Origin of the sequence: Pseudomonas sp. PDM14, assembly GCF_014851905.1 — a bacterium.
In the GTDB taxonomy this organism is placed as follows: Bacteria; Pseudomonadota; Gammaproteobacteria; order Pseudomonadales; family Pseudomonadaceae; genus Aquipseudomonas.
In genome coordinates this window covers 2,098,090-2,121,739 of sequence record NZ_JACVAQ010000001.1, presented here as the reverse complement: position 1 = coordinate 2,121,739, position 23,650 = coordinate 2,098,090, and the positions used below count along the sequence as shown (strand labels likewise).

General features: G+C 60.9%; 21 protein-coding genes and 2 pseudogenes. 18 read left to right on the top strand and 5 right to left on the bottom strand.

Going from position 1 to position 23,650, the window contains the following annotated elements; translation table 11 throughout:
• Nucleotides 1-4 precede the first annotated feature (4 nt).
• Both IB229_RS10005 and IB229_RS10000 read left to right on the top strand, forming a co-directional pair.
• Nucleotides 5-628 (top strand): lysophospholipid acyltransferase family protein, encoded by a 624-nt coding sequence (locus IB229_RS10005; protein ID WP_192327731.1) that lies wholly within the window; start codon nucleotides 5-7, stop codon nucleotides 626-628.
• A gap of 1 nt (nucleotide 629) precedes the next feature.
• Complete coding sequence (locus tag IB229_RS10000) at nucleotides 630-1,562, top strand: phosphatidate cytidylyltransferase (protein ID WP_192327728.1); 933 nt, start codon at nucleotides 630-632, stop codon at nucleotides 1,560-1,562.
• A gap of 63 nt (nucleotides 1,563-1,625) precedes the next feature.
• Here IB229_RS10000 and IB229_RS09995 read toward each other — a convergent pair whose 3' ends face one another.
• The 5 genes and pseudogenes from IB229_RS09995 to dnaA form a co-directional block, all read right to left on the bottom strand.
• Complete coding sequence (locus IB229_RS09995; RefSeq protein ID WP_192327725.1) at nucleotides 1,626-2,819, bottom strand: GGDEF domain-containing protein; 1,194 nt, start codon at nucleotides 2,817-2,819, stop codon at nucleotides 1,626-1,628.
• A gap of 236 nt (nucleotides 2,820-3,055) precedes the next feature.
• Nucleotides 3,056-5,476 carry a DNA topoisomerase (ATP-hydrolyzing) subunit B gene (gene gyrB, locus IB229_RS09990; RefSeq protein WP_192327722.1) on the bottom strand — a complete coding sequence of 807 codons (2,421 nt, stop codon included), beginning with the start codon at nucleotides 5,474-5,476 and terminating at the stop codon, nucleotides 3,056-3,058.
• Between the two features lie 4 nt (nucleotides 5,477-5,480).
• A pseudogene (recF, locus tag IB229_RS09985) lies at nucleotides 5,481-6,582 on the bottom strand (DNA replication/repair protein RecF).
• A 7-nt stretch (nucleotides 6,583-6,589) separates the two neighbouring features.
• Nucleotides 6,590-7,693 (bottom strand): DNA polymerase III subunit beta, encoded by a 1,104-nt coding sequence (gene dnaN, locus IB229_RS09980; RefSeq protein ID WP_192327716.1) that lies wholly within the window; start codon nucleotides 7,691-7,693, stop codon nucleotides 6,590-6,592.
• Between the two features lie 31 nt (nucleotides 7,694-7,724).
• Nucleotides 7,725-9,158 carry a chromosomal replication initiator protein DnaA gene (dnaA, locus tag IB229_RS09975; protein WP_318652094.1) on the bottom strand — a complete coding sequence of 478 codons (1,434 nt, stop codon included), beginning with the start codon at nucleotides 9,156-9,158 and terminating at the stop codon, nucleotides 7,725-7,727.
• Nucleotides 9,159-9,681: 523 nt separating this feature from the next.
• Here dnaA and rpmH point away from each other — a divergent pair.
• The 16 genes and pseudogenes from rpmH (at nucleotide 9,682) to atpG (ending at nucleotide 23,626) form a co-directional block, all read left to right on the top strand.
• The gene (gene rpmH, locus IB229_RS09970; RefSeq protein WP_003246698.1) at nucleotides 9,682-9,816 is read left to right on the top strand and encodes a 50S ribosomal protein L34; all 135 of its coding nucleotides are present in this window, start codon (nucleotides 9,682-9,684) and stop codon (nucleotides 9,814-9,816) included.
• Between the two features lie 13 nt (nucleotides 9,817-9,829).
• Nucleotides 9,830-10,233 (top strand): annotated as a pseudogene (gene rnpA, locus IB229_RS09965) (ribonuclease P protein component).
• Entirely contained in the window at nucleotides 10,226-10,462 is a 237-nt protein-coding gene (yidD, locus tag IB229_RS09960; RefSeq protein WP_192327706.1) for a membrane protein insertion efficiency factor YidD, read from the top strand. The pseudogene rnpA and the gene yidD overlap by 8 nt, the downstream one beginning before the upstream one ends.
• A 3-nt stretch (nucleotides 10,463-10,465) precedes the next feature.
• Nucleotides 10,466-12,142: a membrane protein insertase YidC gene (gene yidC, locus IB229_RS09955; protein ID WP_192327703.1), complete on the top strand. Its 1,677-nt coding sequence runs from the start codon at nucleotides 10,466-10,468 to the stop codon at nucleotides 12,140-12,142.
• Nucleotides 12,143-12,215: 73 nt separating this feature from the next.
• Nucleotides 12,216-13,583 (top strand): tRNA uridine-5-carboxymethylaminomethyl(34) synthesis GTPase MnmE, encoded by a 1,368-nt coding sequence (mnmE, locus tag IB229_RS09950; protein WP_192327700.1) that lies wholly within the window; start codon nucleotides 12,216-12,218, stop codon nucleotides 13,581-13,583.
• A 490-nt stretch (nucleotides 13,584-14,073) separates the two neighbouring features.
• Nucleotides 14,074-15,966, top strand: coding sequence for a tRNA uridine-5-carboxymethylaminomethyl(34) synthesis enzyme MnmG (mnmG, locus tag IB229_RS09945; protein WP_192327697.1), 1,893 nt, complete (start codon nucleotides 14,074-14,076; stop codon nucleotides 15,964-15,966).
• Entirely contained in the window at nucleotides 15,966-16,613 is a 648-nt protein-coding gene (gene rsmG, locus IB229_RS09940) for a 16S rRNA (guanine(527)-N(7))-methyltransferase RsmG (RefSeq protein WP_192327694.1), read from the top strand. The genes mnmG and rsmG overlap by 1 nt, the downstream gene beginning before the upstream one ends.
• Before the next feature lie 13 nt (nucleotides 16,614-16,626).
• Nucleotides 16,627-17,415, top strand: a complete 789-nt coding sequence (locus tag IB229_RS09935) for a ParA family protein (protein ID WP_192327691.1) — start codon at nucleotides 16,627-16,629, stop codon at nucleotides 17,413-17,415.
• Between the two features lie 8 nt (nucleotides 17,416-17,423).
• The gene (locus IB229_RS09930; RefSeq protein ID WP_192327688.1) at nucleotides 17,424-18,296 is read left to right on the top strand and encodes a ParB/RepB/Spo0J family partition protein; all 873 of its coding nucleotides are present in this window, start codon (nucleotides 17,424-17,426) and stop codon (nucleotides 18,294-18,296) included.
• A 164-nt stretch (nucleotides 18,297-18,460) separates the two neighbouring features.
• Nucleotides 18,461-18,868 carry a F0F1 ATP synthase subunit I gene (locus tag IB229_RS09925; protein ID WP_192327685.1) on the top strand — a complete coding sequence of 136 codons (408 nt, stop codon included), beginning with the start codon at nucleotides 18,461-18,463 and terminating at the stop codon, nucleotides 18,866-18,868.
• Between the two features lie 16 nt (nucleotides 18,869-18,884).
• On the top strand, nucleotides 18,885-19,754 hold the full coding sequence (gene atpB, locus IB229_RS09920) for a F0F1 ATP synthase subunit A (protein ID WP_192327682.1): 870 nt from the start codon (nucleotides 18,885-18,887) through the stop codon (nucleotides 19,752-19,754).
• Between the two features lie 60 nt (nucleotides 19,755-19,814).
• Nucleotides 19,815-20,072, top strand: a complete 258-nt coding sequence (atpE, locus tag IB229_RS09915) for a F0F1 ATP synthase subunit C (protein WP_003097235.1) — start codon at nucleotides 19,815-19,817, stop codon at nucleotides 20,070-20,072.
• Between the two features lie 57 nt (nucleotides 20,073-20,129).
• A complete protein-coding gene (locus IB229_RS09910; RefSeq protein WP_192327679.1) occupies nucleotides 20,130-20,600 on the top strand; it encodes a F0F1 ATP synthase subunit B in 471 nt (156 codons plus the stop codon).
• Nucleotides 20,601-20,612: 12 nt separating this feature from the next.
• Nucleotides 20,613-21,149: a F0F1 ATP synthase subunit delta gene (locus IB229_RS09905; RefSeq protein WP_192327677.1), complete on the top strand. Its 537-nt coding sequence runs from the start codon at nucleotides 20,613-20,615 to the stop codon at nucleotides 21,147-21,149.
• A 21-nt stretch (nucleotides 21,150-21,170) separates the two neighbouring features.
• A complete protein-coding gene (atpA, locus tag IB229_RS09900; protein ID WP_192327674.1) occupies nucleotides 21,171-22,715 on the top strand; it encodes a F0F1 ATP synthase subunit alpha in 1,545 nt (514 codons plus the stop codon).
• A 50-nt stretch (nucleotides 22,716-22,765) separates the two neighbouring features.
• Nucleotides 22,766-23,626, top strand: a complete 861-nt coding sequence (gene atpG, locus IB229_RS09895; protein WP_192327671.1) for a F0F1 ATP synthase subunit gamma — start codon at nucleotides 22,766-22,768, stop codon at nucleotides 23,624-23,626.
• Nucleotides 23,627-23,650 lie beyond the last annotated feature (24 nt).

Below are 23,650 nucleotides of genomic sequence, written 5' to 3'. Positions count from 1 at the left end.
GTCCATGCTCGCTTCACTCACCGCCTTCGCCATCACCTCGGGAGCACGCCTGCTCACCGGGGCTCGCGCGCTCTGGCTGGGCTGCACTGCGCAGCCGGTCCAGCGCCTGTACTACGCCAACCACAGCAGCCACGGCGACTTCGTCCTGCTCTGGGCCTCGCTGCCGGACGAGCTGCGCCGGCGCACCCGTCCGGTCGCAGGCGCCGATTACTGGCAGAAGGGCGGGCTGCGCAGCTTCCTGATCAACGACGTGTTCAACGGCGTGCTGGTCGACCGTGACCGCAGCAATCCCGAGCACAACCCGCTGCAGCCGATGCTCGACGCGCTGGAGCAGGGCGACTCGCTGATCATCTTCCCCGAAGGCACGCGCAACCTCAGTGACGAGCCGCTGCTGCCATTCAAGAGCGGCATCTTCCACCTGGCCAATGCCGCACCGCAGGTCGAGCTGGTCCCGGTATGGATCGCCAACCTCAACCGCGTCATGCCCAAGGGCAGGGCGCTGCCGCTGCCACTGCTGTGCACGCTGAGTTTCGGTGCGCCGCTGGAGCGGCTGGCCGACGAAGACAAGGCCGCGTTCCTCGAACGCGCGCGCAACGCCCTGCTGGAACTGGCGCCCGAGGAGGCCTGAGATGGATCGTAATACCCTGCTGCTGTTCGCCGGTATCGGTGCCGTCCTGCTCCTGGCCTCGCTGATCGGTTTCATCCTCAAGCGCCGCTCCGGCGGCGCGCCCAACGCGGTGATCGACAACCTCAACGCCCGCATCAACGCCTGGTGGGTAATGGTGCTGGTGATCGGTATCGCCTTCCTGTTCGGCAATATCGGCGTGATCATCCTGTTCTACGGCGTGTCGTTCTACGCCCTGCGCGAGTTCATGACGCTGACCCCAACCCGGCGCAGTGACTACCCGGCACTGGTGGCCGCGTTCTACTTCGCCCTGCCGGTGCAGTACCTGTTGATCGGCATCGACTGGTACGGCATGTTCAGCATCTTCATCCCGGTCTACCTGTTCCTGCTGCTGCCGATCCTGGCCTCGCTGGGTGGCGATACCACGCGTTTTCTCGAGCGCGCGTCGAAGGTGCAGTGGGGGCTGATGATCGCGGTGTACTGCATCTCCGCGGTGCCGGCGCTGCTGACCCTGGACATCCCGGGCTACGAAGGGCGCAACCTGCTGCTGATCGCCTGGCTGGTGATCGTCGTGCAGCTCTCCGACGTGCTGCAGTACGTCTGCGGCAAGCTGTTCGGCAAACACAAGATCGCGCCGCTGCTGTCGCCCTCGAAGACCGTGGAAGGCTTCGTTGGCGGTGTGGCCCTGGCCACCCTGGTCGGCGCCCTGCTGTGCTGGATTACCCCGTTCAGCTTCTGGCAGGCCGCCGGCCTGGCACTGACCGTCAACCTGCTCGGCTTCGCCGGTGGCCTGGTGATGTCGGCGATCAAGCGCGATCGCGGCGTGAAGGACTGGGGCCACATGATCGAAGGCCACGGCGGCATGCTCGACCGTCTGGATTCGGTGTGCTTCGCCGCACCAATCTTCTTCCACATGGTGCGTTACTGGTGGGCGTGATCGTCAGCGCCTGACAAAAAAGCCCGGCACATGCCGGGCTTTTTCATGCCGCGTGAACACCGCTCAGAGCGCTGCACCCGCAAGGCTGCGGAAACCATCCTGGGCATCGCCTGCCTGCAGCAGGCGCAAGGTGTTGCGCCCATCCTGCTTGGCTGCATACAGCGCCGCATCCGCCCTGGCGATGAGGCTGTCGGAGCTATCCCCGGGACCCGGCACACCGCACCAGAGCCCGGCGCTGAAGCTCAGGGGGATGCTGCGCTTGCCGAACAGGGCAGGGTTGGCAGCCAGGGACTGGCGAAGTGCATCGACCACGGTCATGGCCCCTGCAGGTGGGGTATCGGGAAGCAACAGGAGAAACTCTTCGCCACCGTAACGGCCGATGGTGTCGGACTGGCGCAGTTGCTGCGACAGGTGACGTACGCAGTGGCAGAGCACTTCGTCGCCGGCAAGGTGGCCGTACTGGTCGTTGATCTGCTTGAAGTGGTCGATGTCGATCATGGCGATCGCCAGCGAGCTGCCGGCACGCCGTGCGCGCTCCAGCTCGCCCGACAGCTGCTCGAGGATCGCCCGGCGGTTGAGCATGCCGGTCAACGCATCGCGCAGGGCCATGTGGTGCAGCGAAGCCTCACTGCGCTCCTTGGACAGCAGCACCAGGCCCAGCGAGAACATCATCACCGTCACCGTGCCGATGCTGACGGAGATGGTCTGCTTGAGGTTGCTGACGTCGTACTGCATCTCCGGCGCCGTGCCGAACAGAATGGCCACTACCCGCAAACCGAGGCCGATCAGGCTGATGCCGCCGCCGATGATAAGCAATACATGCGCGCGGCCGCCTGGCGAGGCACGTCGCTGCGCAACGACAACGATAAGTAGACATTGCAGCATCAGCACACTGGAGGAGGCGAGCATGCGCGGCTCGCGGTGCTCGATCAGCACGACCATCAGCAAGGCCATCAACAGCGGCAGGCTCAGGACCATCCACCAGGGCACCGCCAGCGCACGGATGCGATAGATGCTCGCCAGGTAGAAGGCCAGGGCTACTGCCAGCAGCGTGTTGGCCACGCTGTAGGTCAGCCAGAGTGGTGCATGGCCGTAGAGGGTGTAGCAGACGTAGGCCAGCGCATGGGCCAACAGGCCGCAGCCGGTGGTGAACAGGCCGTCACGGTGATTCACCTGGCCAGCGAGGATCAGGCAAAAGGCCATGACCGTGGCGACGAGGGCAACGCAGGCAAAAATAGTGGGCGTATGGGCAATCATGGGAGCCTGGGGTCGTGGCTGTCAGCCCTGGTTGGCGGCCCTGTGGCGGCCCTCGCGGTCTTCAGCTGCATCTGGTTTCAGCCACTATAGAAGAAGCTGTCCACCCGCGAACAGCCAGATGATGCGACGCCCATGCGAGACGGGTGGCGAAGCTCACTCGTAGATGCCGCAACTACCTGATTGAAAACAAAAAACCCGGCAGATGGCCGGGTTTCTCGCGACAACGAAGCAGTGAATCAGAAGTCCAGGTTGGACACCGCCAGGGCATTGCTTTCGATGAAGTCGCGGCGCGGCTCCACGGCATCGCCCATCAGGGTGTTGAAGATCTGGTCTGCAGCGATCGCGTCCTCAATGGTGACCTTGAGCATGCGGCGCACGGACGGGTCCATGGTGGTTTCCCACAGCTGCTCCGGGTTCATCTCGCCCAGCCCTTTATAGCGCTGGATGCTGTGACGCTTGGTGCTTTCGGTCATCAGCCAGGTCAGGGCTTCCTTGAAGGTGGTGACCGGCTTCTTGCGCTCGCCACGCTGCACGTATGCACCGTCTTCCAGCAGGCTGTTCAGCTGCTCGCCGAGCGTGGTTACCGTGCGGTAATCGTTGCTGGCGAAGAAATCACGGTTGAAGGTGATGTAGCTGGACAGACCGTGGGCCATGATCTCGACTTCTGGCAGCCACAGGTGACGCTCGCGATCTTCACGCAAGCTGGCGGTGAAGGTCTGGCCGGATTTCTCCACGCTCTTCAGGCGTGCCTGCAGGCCTTCCAGCCAGGTTTGCATGGCGGCCTGGTCGGCCAGTTGCTCGACCGGCACGCGCGGCAGGTAGACGAAGTGCTCGGTGATGTCCTGCGGGTAGACGCGGGACAGACGGCCGAGGGTCTTCATCACACTGCGGTAATCGTTGACCAACTTCTCCAGCGCTGCGCCGGAAAGACCCGGGGCATTCTCGTTGACGTGCAGGCTGGCCTCGTCGAGGGCCGACTGGGTCATGTATTCCTCCATGGCCTCGTCGTCCTTGATGTACTGCTCCTGCTTGCCCTTCTTGACCTTGTACAGCGGCGGCTGGGCGATATAGATGTAGCCACGCTCGACCAGCTCCGGCAACTGACGGAAGAAGAAGGTCAGCAGCAGGGTGCGGATGTGCGAGCCGTCGACGTCAGCGTCGGTCATGATGATGATGTTGTGGTAGCGCAACTTGTCGATGTTGTACTCGTCGCGACCGATACCGCAGCCAAGTGCGGTGATCAGCGTGCCGACTTCCTGAGAAGAAATCATGCGGTCGAAACGGGCACGCTCGACGTTGAGGATCTTGCCCTTGAGCGGCAAGATCGCCTGGGTCTTGCGGTTACGGCCCTGCTTCGCAGAACCGCCCGCGGAGTCCCCTTCCACGATGTAGAGCTCGGACAGTGCCGGGTCTTTTTCCTGGCAGTCGGCCAGCTTGCCGGGCAGGCCGGCGATGTCCAGCGCACCCTTGCGGCGGGTCATCTCGCGCGCTTTACGGGCTGCTTCTCGGGCACGGGCGGCGTCGATCATCTTGCCGACCACGGCTTTGGCTTCGTTGGGATTTTCCAGCAGGAAGTCGGAGAAGTACTTGCCCATCTCCTGTTCCACCGCGGTTTTCACCTCGGAGGAGACCAGCTTGTCCTTGGTCTGCGAGCTGAATTTCGGGTCCGGCACCTTGACCGAGATGATCGCGGTCAGGCCTTCACGGGCGTCGTCGCCGGTGGTGGCCACCTTGAACTTCTTCGCCAGGCCTTCGGCCTCGATGTAGTTGTTCAGGTGGCGGGTGAGGGCGGAGCGGAAGCCGGCCAGGTGAGTACCGCCATCACGCTGCGGGATGTTGTTGGTGAAGCACAGCAGGTTCTCGTTGAAGCTGTCGTTCCACTGCAAGGCGACTTCCACACCCACGCCATCTTCCTCGCGCTGGATGTTGAAGTGGAACACTTGGTTGACCACGGTCTTGTTGGTATTCAGGTATTCGACGAACGCCTTGAGGCCGCCCTCGTACTTGAATAGCTCTTCCTTACCGCTGCGCTCATCCTTGAGGACGATACCGACACCGGAGTTGAGGAAGGACAGTTCGCGCAGGCGCTTCGCCAGGATGTCCCAGCTGAAGTGGATGTTGTGAAACGTCTCTTCGGACGGTTTGAAGTGGATCTGTGTACCCGAGCCATCGGCATCGCCAACCGCCGCCAACGGGGCTTGCGGTACGCCGTGCACGTAGGTCTGTTCCCATATCTTGCCGCTGCGGCGAATGGTCAGGATCAGCTCTTTCGACAGAGCGTTGACCACCGAGACACCCACGCCGTGCAGGCCGCCGGATACCTTGTAGCTGTTGTCATCGAACTTACCGCCGGCGTGCAGCACGGTCATGATGACCTCGGCGGCGGAGACGCCTTCTTCCTTGTGGATGTCCACCGGAATACCGCGGCCGTTGTCACGTACGGTGATCGATTCGTCCGGATGGATGGTGATGCTGATCTCGCTGCAGTGACCGGCAAGGGCTTCGTCGATCGAGTTGTCGACCACCTCGAAGACCATGTGGTGCAGACCGCTGCCGTCATCGGTATCACCGATGTACATGCCTGGTCGCTTGCGTACGGCATCCAGTCCCTTGAGGACCTTGATACTGTTGGAGTCGTACGTTTGGTTTTCGCTCATGCCTTCACTCCCGGTGGTCGTGTCTGGGTGATACAGCCATGTTCCACGTGGAACATAGCGACCGGCGTGTCCGTGCGCCAGCCATCGCTCAATAGTTCGTGGTCGACACAGGTGATGAACACCTGACACTGCAAATCTTCGAGCAGTCGGCACAAGGCCTGTCGATGTTGCTCATCCAGCTCCGACGGCAAGTCGTCCACCAGATAGATGCATTGGCCATGTTTGGCCTGATTCAGCAGATGCCCCTGGGCAATGCGCAAGGCGCATACCACCAGCTTCTGTTGGCCGCGGGACAGAATCTCCGCGGCATTGTGTGCCCCCAAACGCAGGCGCAGATCTGCACGCTGCGGTCCGGCCTGGGTGTGTCCCAGTTGCTGATCGCGGGACAGGGTGGCGGCCAGTACATCGGTCAACGCCTTGTCCTTATCCCAGCCGCGGTAGTAACTCAGGGTCAGCCCCTGCAGATCCACCAGCTCACTCAGCACCTGTTCGAATACCGGCTTTAACGCCTGGATATACGCCCTGCGATAGCCGTCCAGTTCATCGCTGGCCAGGCAAAGTTCGCGGTCCCAGGCCGCTTGTGCAGCGCTGTCCAGTGTACCATGCCGCAGCCACGAGTTCCGTTGGCGCAGGGCCTTCTGCAGGCGTTGCCAGGCCGGGAGGAAGCGTTGTTCCACGTGGAACACTCCCCAATCGAGGAACTGCCGACGAATCTTCGGTGCCCCCTCGAGCAGACGAAAGCTGTCTGGATTGATCACCTGCAGCGGCAGCACTTCAGCCAGTTGCGCCATGCCACGCGCATTCTGCCCATCGATACGAATCTGCAGCTCGCCCTGGCGGTCGCGGGAAATTCCAAGGTTGCTGGAGCGCTGCGCATCCAGAGCGACCTGACCGAAGACGGTACAGGCAGGTTGTTCGTACTGGATCATCGGCAGCAGCTTGTTGCTGCGGAAAGAGCGGGCGAGGCCGAGCAGGTGAATGGCTTCCAGCAGGCTGGTCTTGCCGCTGCCGTTGTCGCCATGAAGGATGTTGATGCGCGGGGAGGGGGAGAGCGTCACCGGGTGCAGATTTCGCACCGCGGTGACGGTGACGCTGGAGAGGGACATTCAGGGGTTACAGGCGCATCGGCATAACGACGTAGGACGAATCGTCATTGCCTGCTTCCTGAACCAGCGCGCTGCTGTTGGCATCGGAAAGGATCAGGCGCACCTGCTCGGTGGTCATCACGCCCAGCACATCGAGCAGATAGCTGACGTTGAAACCGATTTCCAGCGAGCCGCCGTTGTAGTCGACCGCCACTTCTTCCTCAGCCTCTTCCTGTTCCGGGTTGTTCGCCTGGATCTTCAGTTGGCCGCTGGCCAGCTGCAGGCGAATACCCCGGTACTTCTCGTTGGACAGGATCGAGGTACGGCTGAAGGCTTCACGCAGTGCCTGGCGGTCGCCGATCACCAGCTTGTCGCCACCACGCGGCAGCACGCGTTCGTAGTCCGGGAACTTGCCGTCGACCAGCTTGGAAGTGAAGGTGAATTCGCCAGTGGTAGCACGGATGTGATGTTGGCCGAGCACGATGGCCACTTCGCCATCCTGCTCGGTGAGCAGACGGGCGAGTTCCAGGATGCCTTTGCGCGGCACGATCACCTGGTGCTTTTCGGTGTGTTCGATGGCCGCTTCCATGGAGCACATCGCCAGGCGGTGACCATCGGTAGCCACGGCACGCAGGATGCCGGTCTGCACTTCGATCAGCATGCCGTTGAGGTAGTAGCGCACATCCTGCTGGGCCATGGCGAAACTGGTGCGCTCGATCAGGCGACGCAGCTTGCTCTGCACCAGGCTGAAGTTGAACGAGCCCGGGCCTTCCTCCACGGTCGGGAAATCGTTGGCAGGCAGGGTGGAAAGGGTAAAGCGGCTACGGCCAGCCTTGACCACCAGCTTCTGCTCGTCGAGGCGAATATCGATCAGCGCGTCGTTCGGCAGGCTTTTGCAGATATCCATCAGCTTGCGCGCCGGGACGGTGATCTCACCCGGTTCCGCGCTGTCTTCCAGAGTCACACGGCCGACCAGTTCGACTTCCAGGTCGGTGCCGGTCAACGACAGCTGCTGGCCCTCGACGACCAGCAGCACGTTCGAGAGTACCGGCAAGGTCTGACGGCGTTCGACGACGCCCGCGACCAGTTGCAGAGGTTTCAACAGGGCTTCGCGTTGAATGGTGAAATGCATGGTCTCGTCCCTTTGCCTTAAAGGCTGCGTGTCAAGTTGTCAGGGTGCGCAGCAGGTTCTTGTAGTCCTCGCGGATGTCCGCGTCGGATTCCCGCAATTCCGCAATCTTACGACAGGCATGCAGAACTGTGGTGTGGTCTCTTCCGCCAAACGCATCGCCGATTTCCGGCAGGCTGTGGTTGGTCAGCTCCTTGGACAACGCCATCGCCACCTGGCGTGGGCGAGCCACCGAACGCGAGCGGCGTTTGGACAGGAGATCGGAAATTTTTATCTTGTAGTACTCGGCCACCGTGCGCTGGATATTGTCCACGCTGACCAGCTTATCCTGCAGGGCCAGCAAGTCCTTGAGCGACTCGCGAATCAGCTCGATGGTGATGGGCTGGTTGGTAAAGTGCGAGTGGGCGATCACGCGCTTGAGCGCACCCTCGAGTTCGCGCACGTTGGAACGAATGCGCTGGGCGATGAAGAACGCAGCGTCGTGTGGCAGATCGACCTTGGTCTGCTCGGCCTTCTTCATCAGGATCGCCACACGGGTTTCCAGCTCGGGCGGTTCGACTGCAACGGTCAGGCCCCAACCGAAACGGGATTTCAGGCGCTCTTCCAGCCCCTCGATTTCCTTCGGATAGCGGTCGCTGGTGAGAATCACCTGCTGGCCGCCTTCGAGCAGCGCGTTGAAGGTATGGAAGAACTCCTCCTGCGAACGCTCCTTCTTGGCGAAGAACTGGATGTCGTCGATCAGCAGTGCATCGACCGAACGGTAGAAGCGCTTGAACTCGTTGATCGCGTTGAGCTGCAACGCCTTGACCATGTCGGCCACGAAACGCTCGGAATGCAGGTAGACCACCTTGGCATTCGGATTCTTCTTCAGCAGGTGGTTACCCACCGCGTGCATCAGGTGGGTCTTGCCCAAGCCAACACCGCCATAAAGGAACAGCGGGTTGTAACCATGCTTGAGGTTGTCGGCCACCTGCCAGGCTGCCGCGCGGGCCATCTGGTTGGATTTACCTTCGACGAAGTTTTCGAAGGTGAACGTACGGTTCAGGTAGCTGGTGTGCTTGAGCGCACCTTCGACCTGCACCGAGCGTTCGGCGGGACGTTGCGCAGGCGGCGGCGCCACAGCGACTGGCTCACTCGGCACCTCTTGGCGCACCGACGGCGACGGATTGGAGGGCGCAGCCGGAGCGACTGAAACAGCTGGAGCACGAACGGCTGCCGCGCTGCGCTTGCTACCTATTAATAAGGAAAGGGCTGGGGCCAGTCCGCTGGCACGTTCGGCCAGTAGCTCGAGCAGACGGACCAAGTACTTTTCGTTGACCCAATCCAGTACGAAACGATTAGGGGCATAGACGCGCAGCTCGTCACCCTCGACTTCTACCTGCAAGGGTCGAATCCAGGTGTTGAATTGCTGGGCCGGCAACTCGTCGCGAAGCAACTCGACACACTGTTGCCAAAGTTCAACAGACACAGACATCCCCTAGGTAACCACGGTCAACGAGCCAAAAAAGCAGCCTGCATTGTAGCCCCCGTGGTAAGAGTTATCCACATGTAATAGGGCCTAGGCACATTGAAAATCAAGGCCTTATTGGTTTACATGGGATTATGCGCGGCACTCATGAAATCTGTGGATAAGGCCGCCTGAACCAGCTGGACAAGTTGGTGCAAAACCCTGTTCAAAACCTCGCTGTGGATAAACTACTCTTTGTTCCACAGCCTGTACCCAGCTGCAGCACACTCAGCACACGTCTTTTCTACAGTGTTCAGATACGCTGTAGCCCTCGTCATTTCTAGCGTACAGCGGGTTGTCCACAGAAAGTGGCTTCTCTAAGCGTTATAAACAGATCTAGATCTTTAAAGATCTCTATCCTTTTATCTTCTTTCTCACACAAAGCCCGTACGGAAATTGACCTGGCCTCAGTGTTTCACTAGAATCGCCGGTCTCTTTAAACGGGGGCCATTCCGGCCCGCAGTGGATCACCCAGGTACGCACCATGAAACGCACTTTCCAACCCAGCACTATCAAGCGCGCTCGCACCCACGGTTTCCGCGCTCGCATGGCCACCAAGAACGGCCGCGCCGTCCTGTCGCGTCGTCGCGCCAAAGGCCGCAAGCGTCTGACCGTCTGATAAACCGGAACGGGTGGTGAATCGAGACTTCAGTCGGGAAAAGCGCCTGCTAACTCCTCGGCAATTCAAATCGGTCTTCGATTCACCCAGCGGTAAGGCTCCTGGCAAAAACGTCCTGCTCCTCGCCCGCATGAACGATCTTGACCATCCCCGCCTGGGTTTGGTGATCGGAAAGAAAAGCGTCAAGCTTTCTGTCGAGCGTAATCGCCTCAAGCGCCTGATCCGGGATTCGTTCCGGCACAACCAGGATCTGCTCGGCGGTCTGGATATTGTCGTGGTGGCACGCAAAGGGCTTGGTGATCTGGAAAACCCCGAACTGCACGAGCAATTCGGCAAACTCTGGAAACGCCTGGCCCGCCAGCGGCCTGGCCCTGAACCCGCACCGAATCAGGGGTGAGCGACAGTCCCCATGCGTAAACTGGCGATCATTCCGATCCAGTTCTACCGCTACGCCATCAGCCCTTTGATGGCTAATCACTGTCGCTTCTATCCCAGCTGTTCCTGCTACACGCAAGAGGCCATCGAACTGCATGGTGTCTTGCGTGGTGGCTGGCTCGGCATACGCCGCCTGAGCCGCTGTCATCCCTGGAACCCCGGTGGTTACGACCCGGTTCCGCCCCTTTCCTCTCCTTCGATGACCGAGTAATCCATGGATATCCAACGCTCGATCCTGCTCGTCGCCCTGGCGGTCGTGTCCTACCTAATGGTCCTGCAATGGAACCAGGATTATGGCCAGGCTGCCCTGCCTGCCCAGAGCGCCCTGGTTGCCAGCAACAGTGCCCCCGATCTGCCGGACTCCCCGTCTGCCGTCACTGCTGGCAGCAATGACGACATTCCGGCCGCGAACAGCGAACAGCAGCAACCGGAAGCCGCTCAGGCTGCCAAAAGCGACGAGCTGATCCGCGTCAAGACCGACGTGCTGGACCTGGCCATCGACCCGCGTGGGGGTGACATCGTCCAACTGACGCTGCCGGCCTACCCGCGCCGTCAGGACCGTCCGGAAATCCCGTTCCAGCTGTTCGACAACGGCGGCGAGCGTCTGTACCTGGCGCAGAGCGGCCTGATCGGCAGTAACGCACCGGACAAGAGCAGCGGCCGTGCCCTGTGGTCGAGCGAGCAGAAGCAGTACCAACTGGCTGATGGCCAGAACGAGCTGGTCGTCGAGCTGAAGTACAGCGAAGCCGGCGTCAACTACGTCAAGCGTTTCAGCTTCAAGCGTGGCCAGTACGAACTGGGCGTCGCCTACCGCGTCGACAACCAGACCGCCCAGGCCTGGAGCGGCAACATGTTTGCCCAGCTCAAGCGTGACAACAGCGGCGACCCGTCCTCCACTACCGCCACCGGCACCGCCACCTACCTGGGCGCCGCCATGTGGACCAGCGAGGAGCCCTACAGCAAGGTGTCGATGAAGGACATCGACAAGCAACCGCTGAAAGAAACCGTGCAGGGCGGCTGGGTTGCCTGGCTGCAGCACTACTTCGTCACCGCCTGGATCCCGGCCAAAGACACCAGCAACGTGGTGCAGACCCGCAAGGATAGCCAGGGCAACTACATCATCGGTTTCACCGGCCCGACCCTGAGCGTCGCTGCCGGCGCGCAAGCCGAAACCAGCGCCACCCTCTACGCCGGTCCGAAGATCCAGAAACACCTGGCCGAACTGTCGCCAGGCCTGGAATTGACCGTCGACTACGGCATCCTGTGGTTCCTTGCCCAGCCGATCTTCTGGCTGCTGGAACATATCCACAGCATCCTCGGTAACTGGGGCTGGTCGATCATCGTCCTGACCATCATCATCAAACTGGCCTTCTTCCCGCTCTCCGCCGCCAGCTACAAGTCGATGGCGCGCATGCGTGCGGTATCGCCAAAGCTGCAGGCGCTGAAGGAGCAACATGGCGACGATCGCCAGAAAATGTCCCAGGCGATGATGGAGCTGTACAAAAAGGAGAAGATCAATCCGCTCGGTGGCTGCCTGCCGATCCTGGTGCAGATGCCGGTGTTCCTGGCTCTTTACTGGACCCTGCTGGAAAGCGTCGAGATGCGTCAGGCCCCGTGGCTGCTGTGGATCACCGACCTGTCGATCAAGGACCCGTTCTTCCTCCTGCCGATCATCATGGGCGCCACCATGTTCATTCAGCAGCAACTGAACCCGACACCGCCGGATCCGATGCAAGCCAAGGTGATGAAGCTGATGCCGATCATCTTCACCTTCTTCTTCCTCTGGTTCCCTGCCGGTCTGGTCCTGTACTGGGTGGTCAACAACGTCCTGTCCATCGCCCAGCAGTGGTACATTACCCGCAAGATCGAGGCGGCCGCGGCGAAAGCCTGACCCACGCCGTCGCGATAGCCAACGCCCCATTCGTGGGGCGTTTTGCTATCTGCCCTTTACCGAGGAAGCCAGCATGTCCGCAGCCCGTGAAACCATCGCCGCCGTCGCCACTGCCCAAGGGCGTGGTGGGGTGGGCATCGTCCGGGTTTCCGGGCCACGCGCACGCGCCATCTCCATCACCCTCAGCGGCATCGAAGCCAAGCCGCGGCATGCCCACTACGGCCCCTGGCATGATAACGAAGGCGAAGTGATCGACGAAGGCCTGCTGCTGTTCTTTCCCGGCCCGCACTCCTTCACCGGCGAAGACGTGCTGGAACTTCAGGGGCATGGTGGGCCGGTGGTGCTCGATATGCTCCTGCAGCGCTGCCTGGAACTCGGCGCCCGCCAGGCACGCCCGGGTGAGTTCAGCGAACGCGCCTTCCTCAACGACAAGCTCGACCTGGCCCAGGCCGAAGCCATCGCCGACCTGATCGAAGCCAGCTCGGCCCAGGCCGCGCGCAATGCCGTGCGTTCGCTGCAGGGCGAGTTCTCCCGCCGGGTACATGGCCTGACGGAAAAACTCATCGCCCTGCGTATCTACGTGGAAGCGGCCATCGACTTTCCCGAGGAAGAGATCGACTTCCTCGCCGATGGCCATGTATTGGGCCTGTTGGACGGCGTACGAGCAGAGTTATCCACAGTACTGCGCGAGGCCGGCCAGGGCGCGCTGCTGCGCGACGGCATGACCGTGGTCATCGCTGGTAGACCCAATGCCGGCAAATCCAGCCTGCTCAACGCCCTGGCGGGTCGAGAAGCGGCAATCGTCACCGAGATCGCCGGCACCACCCGCGATGTCCTGCGCGAACATATCCACATCGATGGCATGCCATTGCATGTGGTGGACACCGCGGGCCTGCGCGATACCGACGACCAGGTCGAGCGCATCGGCGTCGAGCGCGCGCTCAAGGCCATCGGCGAGGCAGACCGCATTCTTCTCGTGGTCGACTCCACGGCGCCTGAATCACGTGATCCGTTCGCGCTGTGGCCGGAGTTTCTCGACAGCCGCCCGACACCGGAGAAGGTCACCCTGATCCGCAACAAGGCTGACCTGTCGGGTGAAGCGATACAGCTGGAAACCTGCGAAGACGGCCACGTGACGTTGAACCTGTCGGCCAAGTCTGCCCAAGGCCTGGAGCTGCTACGCGATCACCTCAAGGCCTGCATGGGCTACGAACAGACCGCCGAGAACAGCTTCAGCGCTCGTCGTCGCCACTTGGAAGCCTTGCGCCAAGCCTCCGCCCACCTGGAGCATGGTCGTGCCCAACTGACCCTGGCCGGAGCCGGCGAACTGCTGGCCGAAGACCTGCGTCAGGCTCAACAGGCCCTGGGGGAAATCACAGGGGCGTTCAGCTCGGACGACCTGCTCGGGCGGATCTTCTCCAGCTTCTGCATCGGCAAGTAATCTTTTCTACGAAGAAGAACCGACTCACCGTTGGGGGCATTCGGCTGCGCGCTGTTTGGTCAAAAAATCTGCGTGCATGAGTTATACAGACGCCATAAGACCTGTGGAAAACCCGGCCTGAGCTCGTTAGATAACCCCCCTGAAAACCTGCTGATAACTCAGCCTGTGCATAACAGGCCTTTTAATCCACAGCTATCTGCCAGCTTGCCCCCCGGTAAGTGGCAGGATCAGCACAGGGTTGTCATTCGCTGAATGTATTGAATCCAGTGGGATACAGACGGTTATCCACAGAAAAGTGCTTCACCATACATAAACATAAAAATAAGGCTTTATAAAAATTCATTCTTTTATTCTTTATAAGCCTGACGCTTTACCGACTGGCTATTTTTTGTGCAGAAGGCTTCATTCACCCAGGCTAAATCCCTATACTTGCGACCCTTCTCGCTTTTCAATCAAAAGCCCCCCTTTATCTACAGGCACGAGGTGCGTGGTGGACTTCCCTTCCCGTTTTGACGTGATCGTGATCGGCGGCGGCCATGCCGGCACCGAGGCTGCGCTGGCAGCCGCACGCATGGGCGTGAAGACCCTGCTGCTGACCCACAATGTCGAAACCCTTGGCCAGATGAGCTGCAACCCGGCCATTGGCGGGATCGGCAAGAGCCACCTGGTGAAGGAAATCGACGCCCTCGGCGGTGCCATGGCGATCGCTACCGACAAAGGCGGCATCCAGTTCCGCGTGCTCAACAGCCGCAAGGGCCCTGCGGTGCGGGCTACCCGCGCACAGGCCGACCGCGTGCTGTACAAGGCGGCGATTCGCGAGATTCTGGAAAACCAACCGAACCTGTGGATATTTCAGCAGGCAGCCGACGACCTGATCGTGGAGAACGCCGAAGTCAAAGGCGTGGTCACCCAGATGGGCCTGCGCTTCTTCGCCGAGTCGGTGGTGCTGACCACCGGCACCTTCCTCGGCGGACTTATCCACATCGGCCTGCAGAACTATTCCGGCGGCCGCGCTGGCGACCCGCCCTCGATCGCGCTGGCCCAGCGCCTGCGTGAGCTGCCGCTGCGCGTCGGGCGCCTGAAGACCGGCACGCCACCGCGCATCGACGGTCGTTCGGTGGATTTCTCAGTGATGACCGAGCAACCCGGTGACACGCCGATCCCTCTGATGTCGTTCCTCGGCAAGCAGGAGCAGCACCCGCGTCAGGTCAGTTGCTGGATCACCCATACCAACGCGCGGACCCACGAGATCATCGCCAGCAACCTCGACCGTTCGCCGATGTACTCCGGCGTGATCGAAGGCATCGGCCCGCGCTACTGCCCGTCGATCGAGGACAAGATCCACCGCTTCGCCGACAAGGACAGCCACCAGGTGTTCATCGAGCCGGAAGGCCTGACCACCCACGAGCTGTACCCCAACGGCATCTCCACCTCGCTGCCGTTCGATGTGCAGTTGCAGATCGTGCGCTCGATCCGTGGCATGGAAAACGCCCATATCGTGCGGCCCGGCTACGCCATCGAGTACGACTACTTCGACCCGCGGGACCTGAAGTACAGCCTGGAAACCAAGGTCATCGCCGGCCTGTTCTTCGCCGGGCAGATCAACGGCACCACCGGTTACGAAGAAGCCGGTGCCCAGGGCCTGCTGGCCGGCGCCAACGCCGCGCTGCGTGCTCAGGGCAAGGACAGCTGGTGTCCGCGCCGTGACGAGGCCTACATCGGTGTGCTGGTCGACGACCTGATCACCCTGGGCACCCAGGAGCCCTACCGCATGTTCACCTCGCGCGCCGAGTACCGGCTGATCCTGCGCGAAGACAACGCCGACCTGCGCCTCACCGAGAAAGGTCGCGAGCTGGGGCTGGTCGATGACGAGCGCTGGGCGGCCTTCGAGGCCAAGCGCGAAGGCATCGTGCAGGAAGAACAGCGTCTGAAGAGCACTTGGGTACGCCCGGGAACGCCCCAGGGCGATGCCATCGCCAGTCGTTTCGGCACGCCGCTGACCCACGAGTACAACCTGCTCAACCTGCTCAGCCGTCCGGAGATCGATTACGCCGGGCTGGTCGAAGTCACAGGTGGCGGTGCCGAAGACCCGCAAGTCGCCGAGCAGGTCGAGATCAAGACCAAGTACGCGGGCTACATCGACCGTCAGCAGGAAGAGATCCAGCGTCTGCGCGCCAGTGAAGACACCGTGCTGCCCGGCGATATCGACTACGCCGGCATCTCCGGGCTGTCCAAGGAAATCCAGAGCAAGCTGGGCAACAGCCGCCCGCAGACGCTCGGCCAGGCCTCGCGGATTCCTGGGGTGACCCCGGCAGCGATCTCGCTGCTGCTGATCCACCTGAAAAAGCGCGGCGCCGGCCGTACCCTGGAGCAGAGCGCCTGATGTCCGCCGTTACGTCCCGTCACGCCGAGGAACTCGCGCAAGGCGCGCTCACTCTGGGCGTGGCGTTGTCCGCGCAACAACAGGAACAGCTGCTGGCCTACCTGGCCCTGCTGATCAAATGGAACAAGGCCTACAACCTCACGGCGGTGCGTGACCCGGACGAGATGGTCTCGCGCCACCTGCTCGACAGCCTCAGCGTGGTGCCCTTCGTGGCCGAGCGCGGCGACAGCTGGCTGGACGTTGGCAGTGGCGGCGGGATGCCGGGCATCCCCTTGGCCATTCTGTTTCCCGAACGGCAGTTCACCTTGCTCGACTCCAACGGCAAGAAGACCCGCTTTCTTACCCAGGTGAAGCTGGAACTCAAGCTGGCCAATCTGGACGTTATCCACAACCGGGTCGAGTCGTTCCGTCCGCCGCAGCCGTTTGCCGGTATCTGCTCGCGTGCGTTCAGCTCCCTTGAGGACTTCAGCAACTGGACCCGCCACCTCGGTGATGGAGAAACCCAGTGGCTGGCGATGAAGGGCGTGCACCCGGATGACGAATTGCAGGCCCTGCCCGCGGACTTCCGCCTGCAAAGCACGCACGTGCTCAAGGTTCCCGGTTGCCAAGGCCAGCGCCATCTGTTGATACTGCGTCGCTCGGTCTAAGGGGAAGCACAAGATGGCCAAGGTATTCGCGATCGCCAACCAGAAAGGCGGGGTCGGCAAGACCACCACCTGCATCAATCTGGCTGCCTCGTTGGTCGCTACCAAGCGCCGTGTGCTGCTCATCGACCTCGATCCACAGGGTAACGCCACCATGGGCAGTGGTGTAGACAAGCAGACCCTTGAGCACTCGATCTACGACGTGCTGATCGGCGAAAGCACCGTCGGCGAGGCCATGCAGTTCTCCGAGCATGGTGGCTACCAGCTGCTGCCAGCCAACCGCGACCTCACCGCCGCGGAAGTAGCCCTTCTGGAAATGAAGATGAAGGAGAGCCGCCTGCGCTATGCCTTGGCGCCGATCCGCGAGAACTACGACTACATCCTCATCGACTGCCCGCCAGCGCTGTCCATGCTCACGGTCAACGCCCTGGTCGCCGCCGATGGCGTGATCATCCCGATGCAGTGCGAGTACTACGCGCTGGAGGGATTGTCCGACCTGGTCAACAGCATCCAGCGCATCGCCCAGCTGCTCAATCCGTCACTGAAGATCGAAGGCTTGCTGCGCACCATGTATGACCCGCGCATCAGCCTGACCAACGACGTCAGCGCGCAGCTCAAGGAACACTTCGGTGAGCAGCTCTACGACGTGGTCATCCCGCGCAACGTGCGCCTCGCCGAGGCGCCCAGTTTCGGCATGCCGGCGCTGGTCTACGACAAGCAATCCCGTGGCGCCATCGCCTACCTCGCCCTCGCCGGCGAACTGGTGCGCCGCCAGCGTGCCAACGCTAAAACTGCTACTGCATAAGGAATCCCATGGCGATCAAGAAACGAGGACTCGGCCGCGGGCTGGACGCTCTGCTCGGTGGCACTTCCGCCGCTGCGCTGGAGAACGAGGCGGTACAGGCCGACACTCGTGAGCTGCAACACCTGCCCCTGGACCTGATCCAGCGTGGCAAGTACCAGCCCCGTCGTGACATGGATCCATCTGCCCTGGAAGAACTGGCTAACTCGATCAAGGCGCAGGGTGTGATGCAGCCGATCGTGGTGCGCCCGATCGGTGGCGGCCGCTTCGAGATCATCGCCGGTGAACGCCGCTGGCGCGCCAGCCAGCAGGCCGGCCTGGACAAGATCCCGGCAATGGTTCGCGAGGTGCCGGACGAAGCCGCCATCGCCATGGCACTGATCGAGAACATCCAGCGCGAAGACCTTAACCCGATCGAGGAAGCCGTCGCCCTGCAGCGCTTGCAGCAGGAGTTCGAGCTGACCCAGCAGCAGGTGGCCGACGCGGTGGGCAAGTCGCGCGCGACCATCACCAACCTGTTGCGTCTGATCGCCCTGCCGGAAGAGATCAAGACCCTGCTGTCCCATGGCGATCTGGAAATGGGCCATGCCCGTGCACTGCTCGGATTACCGGCTGAACAGCAGGTAGAAGGGGCGCGACACGTTGTCGCACGAGGTCTCACCGTACGCCAGACCGAAGCCCTCGTTCGCCAGTGGCTGAACAGCAAGGAAAAGCCGGTTGCCGCTCCCAAGGCCGACCCCGATATCAATCGCCTCGAACAGCGCCTAGCCGAGAAGCTAGGGGCTCCCGTGCAGATCAAGCATGGCCAGAAGGGTAAGGGCCAGCTGGTCATCCGCTACAACTCGCTGGACGAGCTGCAGGGTGTTTTGGCACACATCCGCTGAACCGCGGAAACAATTGCACATCTTTGGTGCTGTAGCGGGCGGTCGGAATTCACTACACGCCAGTTGAATGGGGGTAGAACCGCCCCTATACTCTGCGCGCATTTTGTCGGCACAAAGTATGCCAAGTCGTTGATTTTAGGCGGCCGACGCCAGAGGAAGCTGTGATGGATGTACGCACGCCAAACCGCCTGCCCTTCCATCGTCTGCCGGTGTTTCCGGTGCTGCTTGCCCAACTGGCCGTGACGCTGTTGGTTGCTGCTGTTCTGTATGGATGGCGTGGCCCGGTGAGCGGTTACTCGGGACTCTGTGGGGGGCTGATTGCCTGGCTTCCCAATGTGTATTTCGCCCACAAGGCGTTTCGCTTCAGCGGGGCGCGGGCTGCTCAGAATATCGTCCGTGCGTTCTACGCCGGCGAGGCGGGCAAACTGATTCTGACGGCAGTGCTTTTCACACTGGCGTTTGTGGTGGTGAAACCACTTGAGGCACCGGCACTTTTTGGTGGCTTCGTCCTGGCGCTCAGCGTCGGATGGTTTTCCCCGCTGCTGATGAGAACAAGACTTTCGAGACCTTAGAGCGTTTGAGGCAACCATGGCAGAACAAACCGCTTCGGGCTACATCCAGCACCACCTGCAGAACCTGACTTTCGGGCAACTGCCGAATGGTGATTGGGGCTTCGCCCACACCGCACAAGAAGCAAAGGAAATGGGCTTCTGGGCATTCCACGTGGATACCCTGGGTTGGTCCGTATTCCTCGGCCTGATCTTTATCCTGTTGTTCCGTGCGGCCGCCAAGCGCGCCACCAGTGACCAACCGGGTGGTCTGCAGAACTTCGTCGAAGTGCTGATCGAGTTCGTCGACGGCAGTGTCAAGGACACCTTCCACGGCCGCAACAACCTGATCGCTCCCCTGGCCCTGACCATCTTCGTCTGGATCTTCCTGATGAACCTGATGGACTTGGTGCCCGTCGACTTCCTGCCGATGACTGCGGCCTGGATTACCGGCAACGATCATCTGTTCTTCCGCGTGGTTCCAACCACCGATCCGAACGCGACGCTGGGCATGGCCCTGTCGGTGTTCGCCCTGATCGTCTTCTACAGCATCAAGGTCAAGGGCATCGGCGGTTTCCTCGGCGAGCTGACCCTGCATCCGTTCGGCAGCAAGAACATCGCCGTGCAGATTCTGCTGATTCCGGTCAACTTCCTGCTCGAGTTCGTCACCCTGATCGCCAAGCCGATCTCGTTGGCCCTGCGACTGTTCGGCAACATGTATGCCGGCGAGCTGATCTTCATTCTGATTGCCGTGATGTTCGGCAGTGGCATGTTCCTGCTCAGCACCCTGGGTGTTGCGCTGAACTGGGCGTGGGCCGTGTTCCACATCCTGATCATCACCCTTCAGGCGTTCATCTTCATGATGTTGACCATCGTCTACCTGTCGATGGCTCACGAAGATAACCACTGATTTTGTTTTACCGCTTCACTTAAACCCCTAACCAATACGACATAAAAAGTCGGAGGAAAAATGGAAACTGTAGTTGGTCTCACCGCGATTGCTGTTGCCCTGCTGATCGGTCTGGGCGCTCTGGGTACCGCCATTGGCTTCGGCCTGCTGGGCGGCAAGTTCCTGGAAGGCGCTGCGCGTCAGCCGGAAATGGTCCCGATGCTGCAGGTCAAAATGTTCATCGTCGCCGGCCTGCTGGACGCCGTGACCATGATCGGCGTTGGTATCGCTCTGTTCTTCACCTTTGCTAACCCCTTCGTTGGTCAGATCGCCGGCTAATCACTCGTTCTACGAGCTGATTGGTTAGACGAAACAACGAACGAGCGAGGTGTTGGCGTGAACATTAATGCAACCCTGATTGGCCAGGCCGTTGCGTTCTTCATTTTCGTGCTGTTCTGCATGAAGTTCGTATGGCCTCCGGTCATCACGGCTTTGCGCGAACGCCAGAAGAAGATCGCTGAAGGTCTGGACGCCGCCAACCGTGCGGCTCGCGATCTGGAACTGGCCCACGAGAAAGTGGCCCAGCAACTGCGCGAAGCCAAAACCCAGGCTGCTGAAATCATCGAGCAGGCCAAGAAACGCGGCACTCAGATCGTCGACGAAGCCCGTGATCAGGCTCGTGTCGAAGCTGACCGTGTGAAGGCTCAGGCTCAGGCCGAGATCGAACAGGAACTGAACAGCATCAAAGACGCGCTGCGTGCCCAAGTGGGTGCTCTGGCTGTCGGCGGTGCCGAGAAGATCCTGGGTGCGACCATCGATCAAAACGCGCATGCGGAGCTGGTTAATAAACTGGCCGCCGAAATCTAAGCGAGGGCGATCATGGCAGAACTGACCACGCTGGCCCGACCTTACGCCAAGGCTGCTTTCGAGTACGCCCAGGCCCATCAGCAACTGGCCTCCTGGTCAGCCATGCTCGGCCTGGCTGCAGTGGTGTCGCAAGACGACACCCTGCAAAGCGTGCTCAAGGCCCCGCGTCTGACGAGTACAGAAAAGGCCACCACTTTTATTGAAGTGTGTGGCGACAAGTTCGATGCGCAGGCACGCAACTTCATTTCCGTGGTAGCCGAAAACGGTCGTCTCGACCTGTTGCCGGCCATCGCTGCCGAGTTCGAGCTGTACAAGGCCGAACAAGAAAAGTCGGTGGACGTGGACGTGACCAGTGCTTTCGCATTGAGTACAGAACAGCAAGACAAACTCGCCAAGGTTCTCAGCGCACGGCTCAGTCGAGAAGTGCGTCTGCACGCAACGGAAGACGCCTCCCTCATCGGTGGTGTCGTGATCCGCGCGGGCGACCTGGTTATCGATGGCTCGGTTCGCGGCAAAATCGCGAAGCTGGCCGAAGCGTTGAAATCTTGAGTTTGAAGGGGCAGCAGAGCAATGCAGCAACTCAATCCTTCCGAAATTAGTGAAATCATCAAGGGACGTATCGAGAAACTCGACGTCTCTTCCCAGGCCCGTAATGAAGGCACCATCGTCAGCGTATCTGACGGTATCGTGCGCATTTTCGGTCTCGCCGACGTCATGTACGGTGAAATGATCGAGTTCCCGGGCGGCGTCTACGGGATGGCGATGAACCTCGAGCGCGACTCCGTCGGCGCCGTGGTTCTGGGTGCCTACCAGTCGCTGGCCGAAGGCATGAGTGCAAAGTGCACCGGCCGCATCCTGGAAGTCCCGGTTGGTCCGGAACTGCTGGGTCGCGTGGTCGATGCCCTGGGTAACCCGATCGATGGCAAAGGCCCGCTGAACAACGTCGCTACCGACGCTGTTGAGAAGGTCGCGCCGGGCGTGATCTGGCGTAAGTCGGTCGACCAGCCGGTACAGACCGGTTACAAGTCGGTCGATGCCATGATCCCGGTAGGCCGTGGCCAGCGCGAGCTGATCATCGGTGACCGTCAGATCGGTAAGACCGCTCTGGCCATCGACGCCATCATCAACCAGAAGAACAGCGGCATCCGTTGCGTCTACGTAGCTATCGGTCAGAAGCAATCGACCATCGCCAACGTGGTGCGCAAGCTGGAAGAAGCCGGTGCTCTGGGCAACACCATCGTCGTAGCTGCCTCGGCATCCGAATCGGCTGCTCTGCAGTTCATCGCGCCGTACGCCGGCTGCACCATGGGCGAATACTTCCGCGACCGCGGTGAAGACGCCCTGATCGTGTACGACGACCTGTCCAAGCAAGCCGTTGCCTACCGCCAGATCTCCCTGCTGCTGCGCCGTCCACCGGGCCGCGAAGCGTACCCAGGCGACGTTTTCTATCTCCACAGCCGTCTGCTGGAGCGCGCTTCCCGCGTTTCCGAAGAGTACGTCGAGAAGTTCACCAATGGCGCCGTGACTGGCAAGACCGGTTCCCTGACCGCTCTGCCGATCATCGAAACCCAGGCTGGCGACGTTTCCGCGTTCGTTCCGACCAACGTGATCTCGATCACCGACGGTCAGATCTTCCTGGAATCGGCCATGTTCAACTCGGGTATCCGTCCGGCCGTCAACGCCGGTATCTCGGTATCCCGTGTGGGTGGTGCTGCGCAGACCAAGATCATCAAGAAGCTCTCCGGTGGTATCCGTACCGCTCTGGCTCAGTACCGTGAACTGGCGGCTTTCGCCCAGTTCGCTTCTGACCTGGACGAAGCCACCCGCAAGCAGCTTGAGCATGGTCAGCGCGTCACCGAGCTGATGAAGCAGAAGCAGTACGCACCGATGTCGATCGCTGACATGGCGCTGTCGCTGTATGCCGCTGAGCGTGGTTTCCTGACCGACATCGAAGTCGCCAAGGTCATCAGCTTCGAGCAGGCTCTGATCGCCTACTTCAACCGTGATCACGCCGCTCTGATGGCGAAGATCAACGAGAAGGGTGACTTCAACGACGACATCGATGGCCAGCTGAAAGCCGGTATCGAGAAGTTCAAGGCCACCCAAACCTGGTAAGCCGCAGCGGGGGCCGCGAGGTCCCCGCTTGCTAACCTGATAGGTGTTACATGGCAGGCGCAAAAGAGATTCGCAGCAAGATTGCGAGCATCAAAAGCACGCAGAAGATCACCAGCGCCATGGAAAAGGTGGCGGTCAGCAAGATGCGCAGAGCACAAATGCGCATGGCTGCTAGCCGTCCCTACGCGGAGCGTATCCGCCAGGTGATTGGTCATCTGGCCAACGCCAACCCGGAATATCGCCATCCGTTCATGATCGAGCGCGAAGTCAAGCGTGTCGGTTATGTTGTGGTGAGCTCGGACCGTGGTCTGTGTGGTGGTCTGAATACCAACCTGTTCAAGGCTCTGGTCAAGGACATGGCGAGCAATCGCGAGCAAAACGTAGAGGTTGATCTCTGCGTGATTGGTACCAAGGGTGCGGCGTTCTTCCGCAGCTTCGGTGGCAATGTCGTTGCTGCGATCAGCCACCTGGGCGAACAACCGTCGATCAATGATCTGATCGGTTCCGTCAAGGTCATGCTCGATGCATACCTCGAAGGTCGCATCGATCGTCTGTCCGTGGTCTCGAACAAGTTCATCAATACCATGACGCAAAAGCCGACAGTGGAGCAGCTCGTTCCCCTGGTGGCGACTCCGGAAGCTGAGCTCAAGCATCACTGGGACTACCTGTACGAACCCGACGCCAAACAGCTGCTCGACGGCTTGATGGTGCGTTACGTGGAATCGCAGGTGTATCAGGCGGTGGTCGAGAACAACGCAGCTGAACAGGCTGCCCGGATGATCGCGATGAAGAACGCCACCGACAACGCTGGCGATCTGATCAAAGGCCTGCAGCTGATTTACAACAAGGCGCGTCAGGCAGCGATCACCCAGGAAATTTCGGAAATCGTCGGCGGCGCTGCCGCGGTTTAAGAACGGTTCAAATATTCAGAGGAA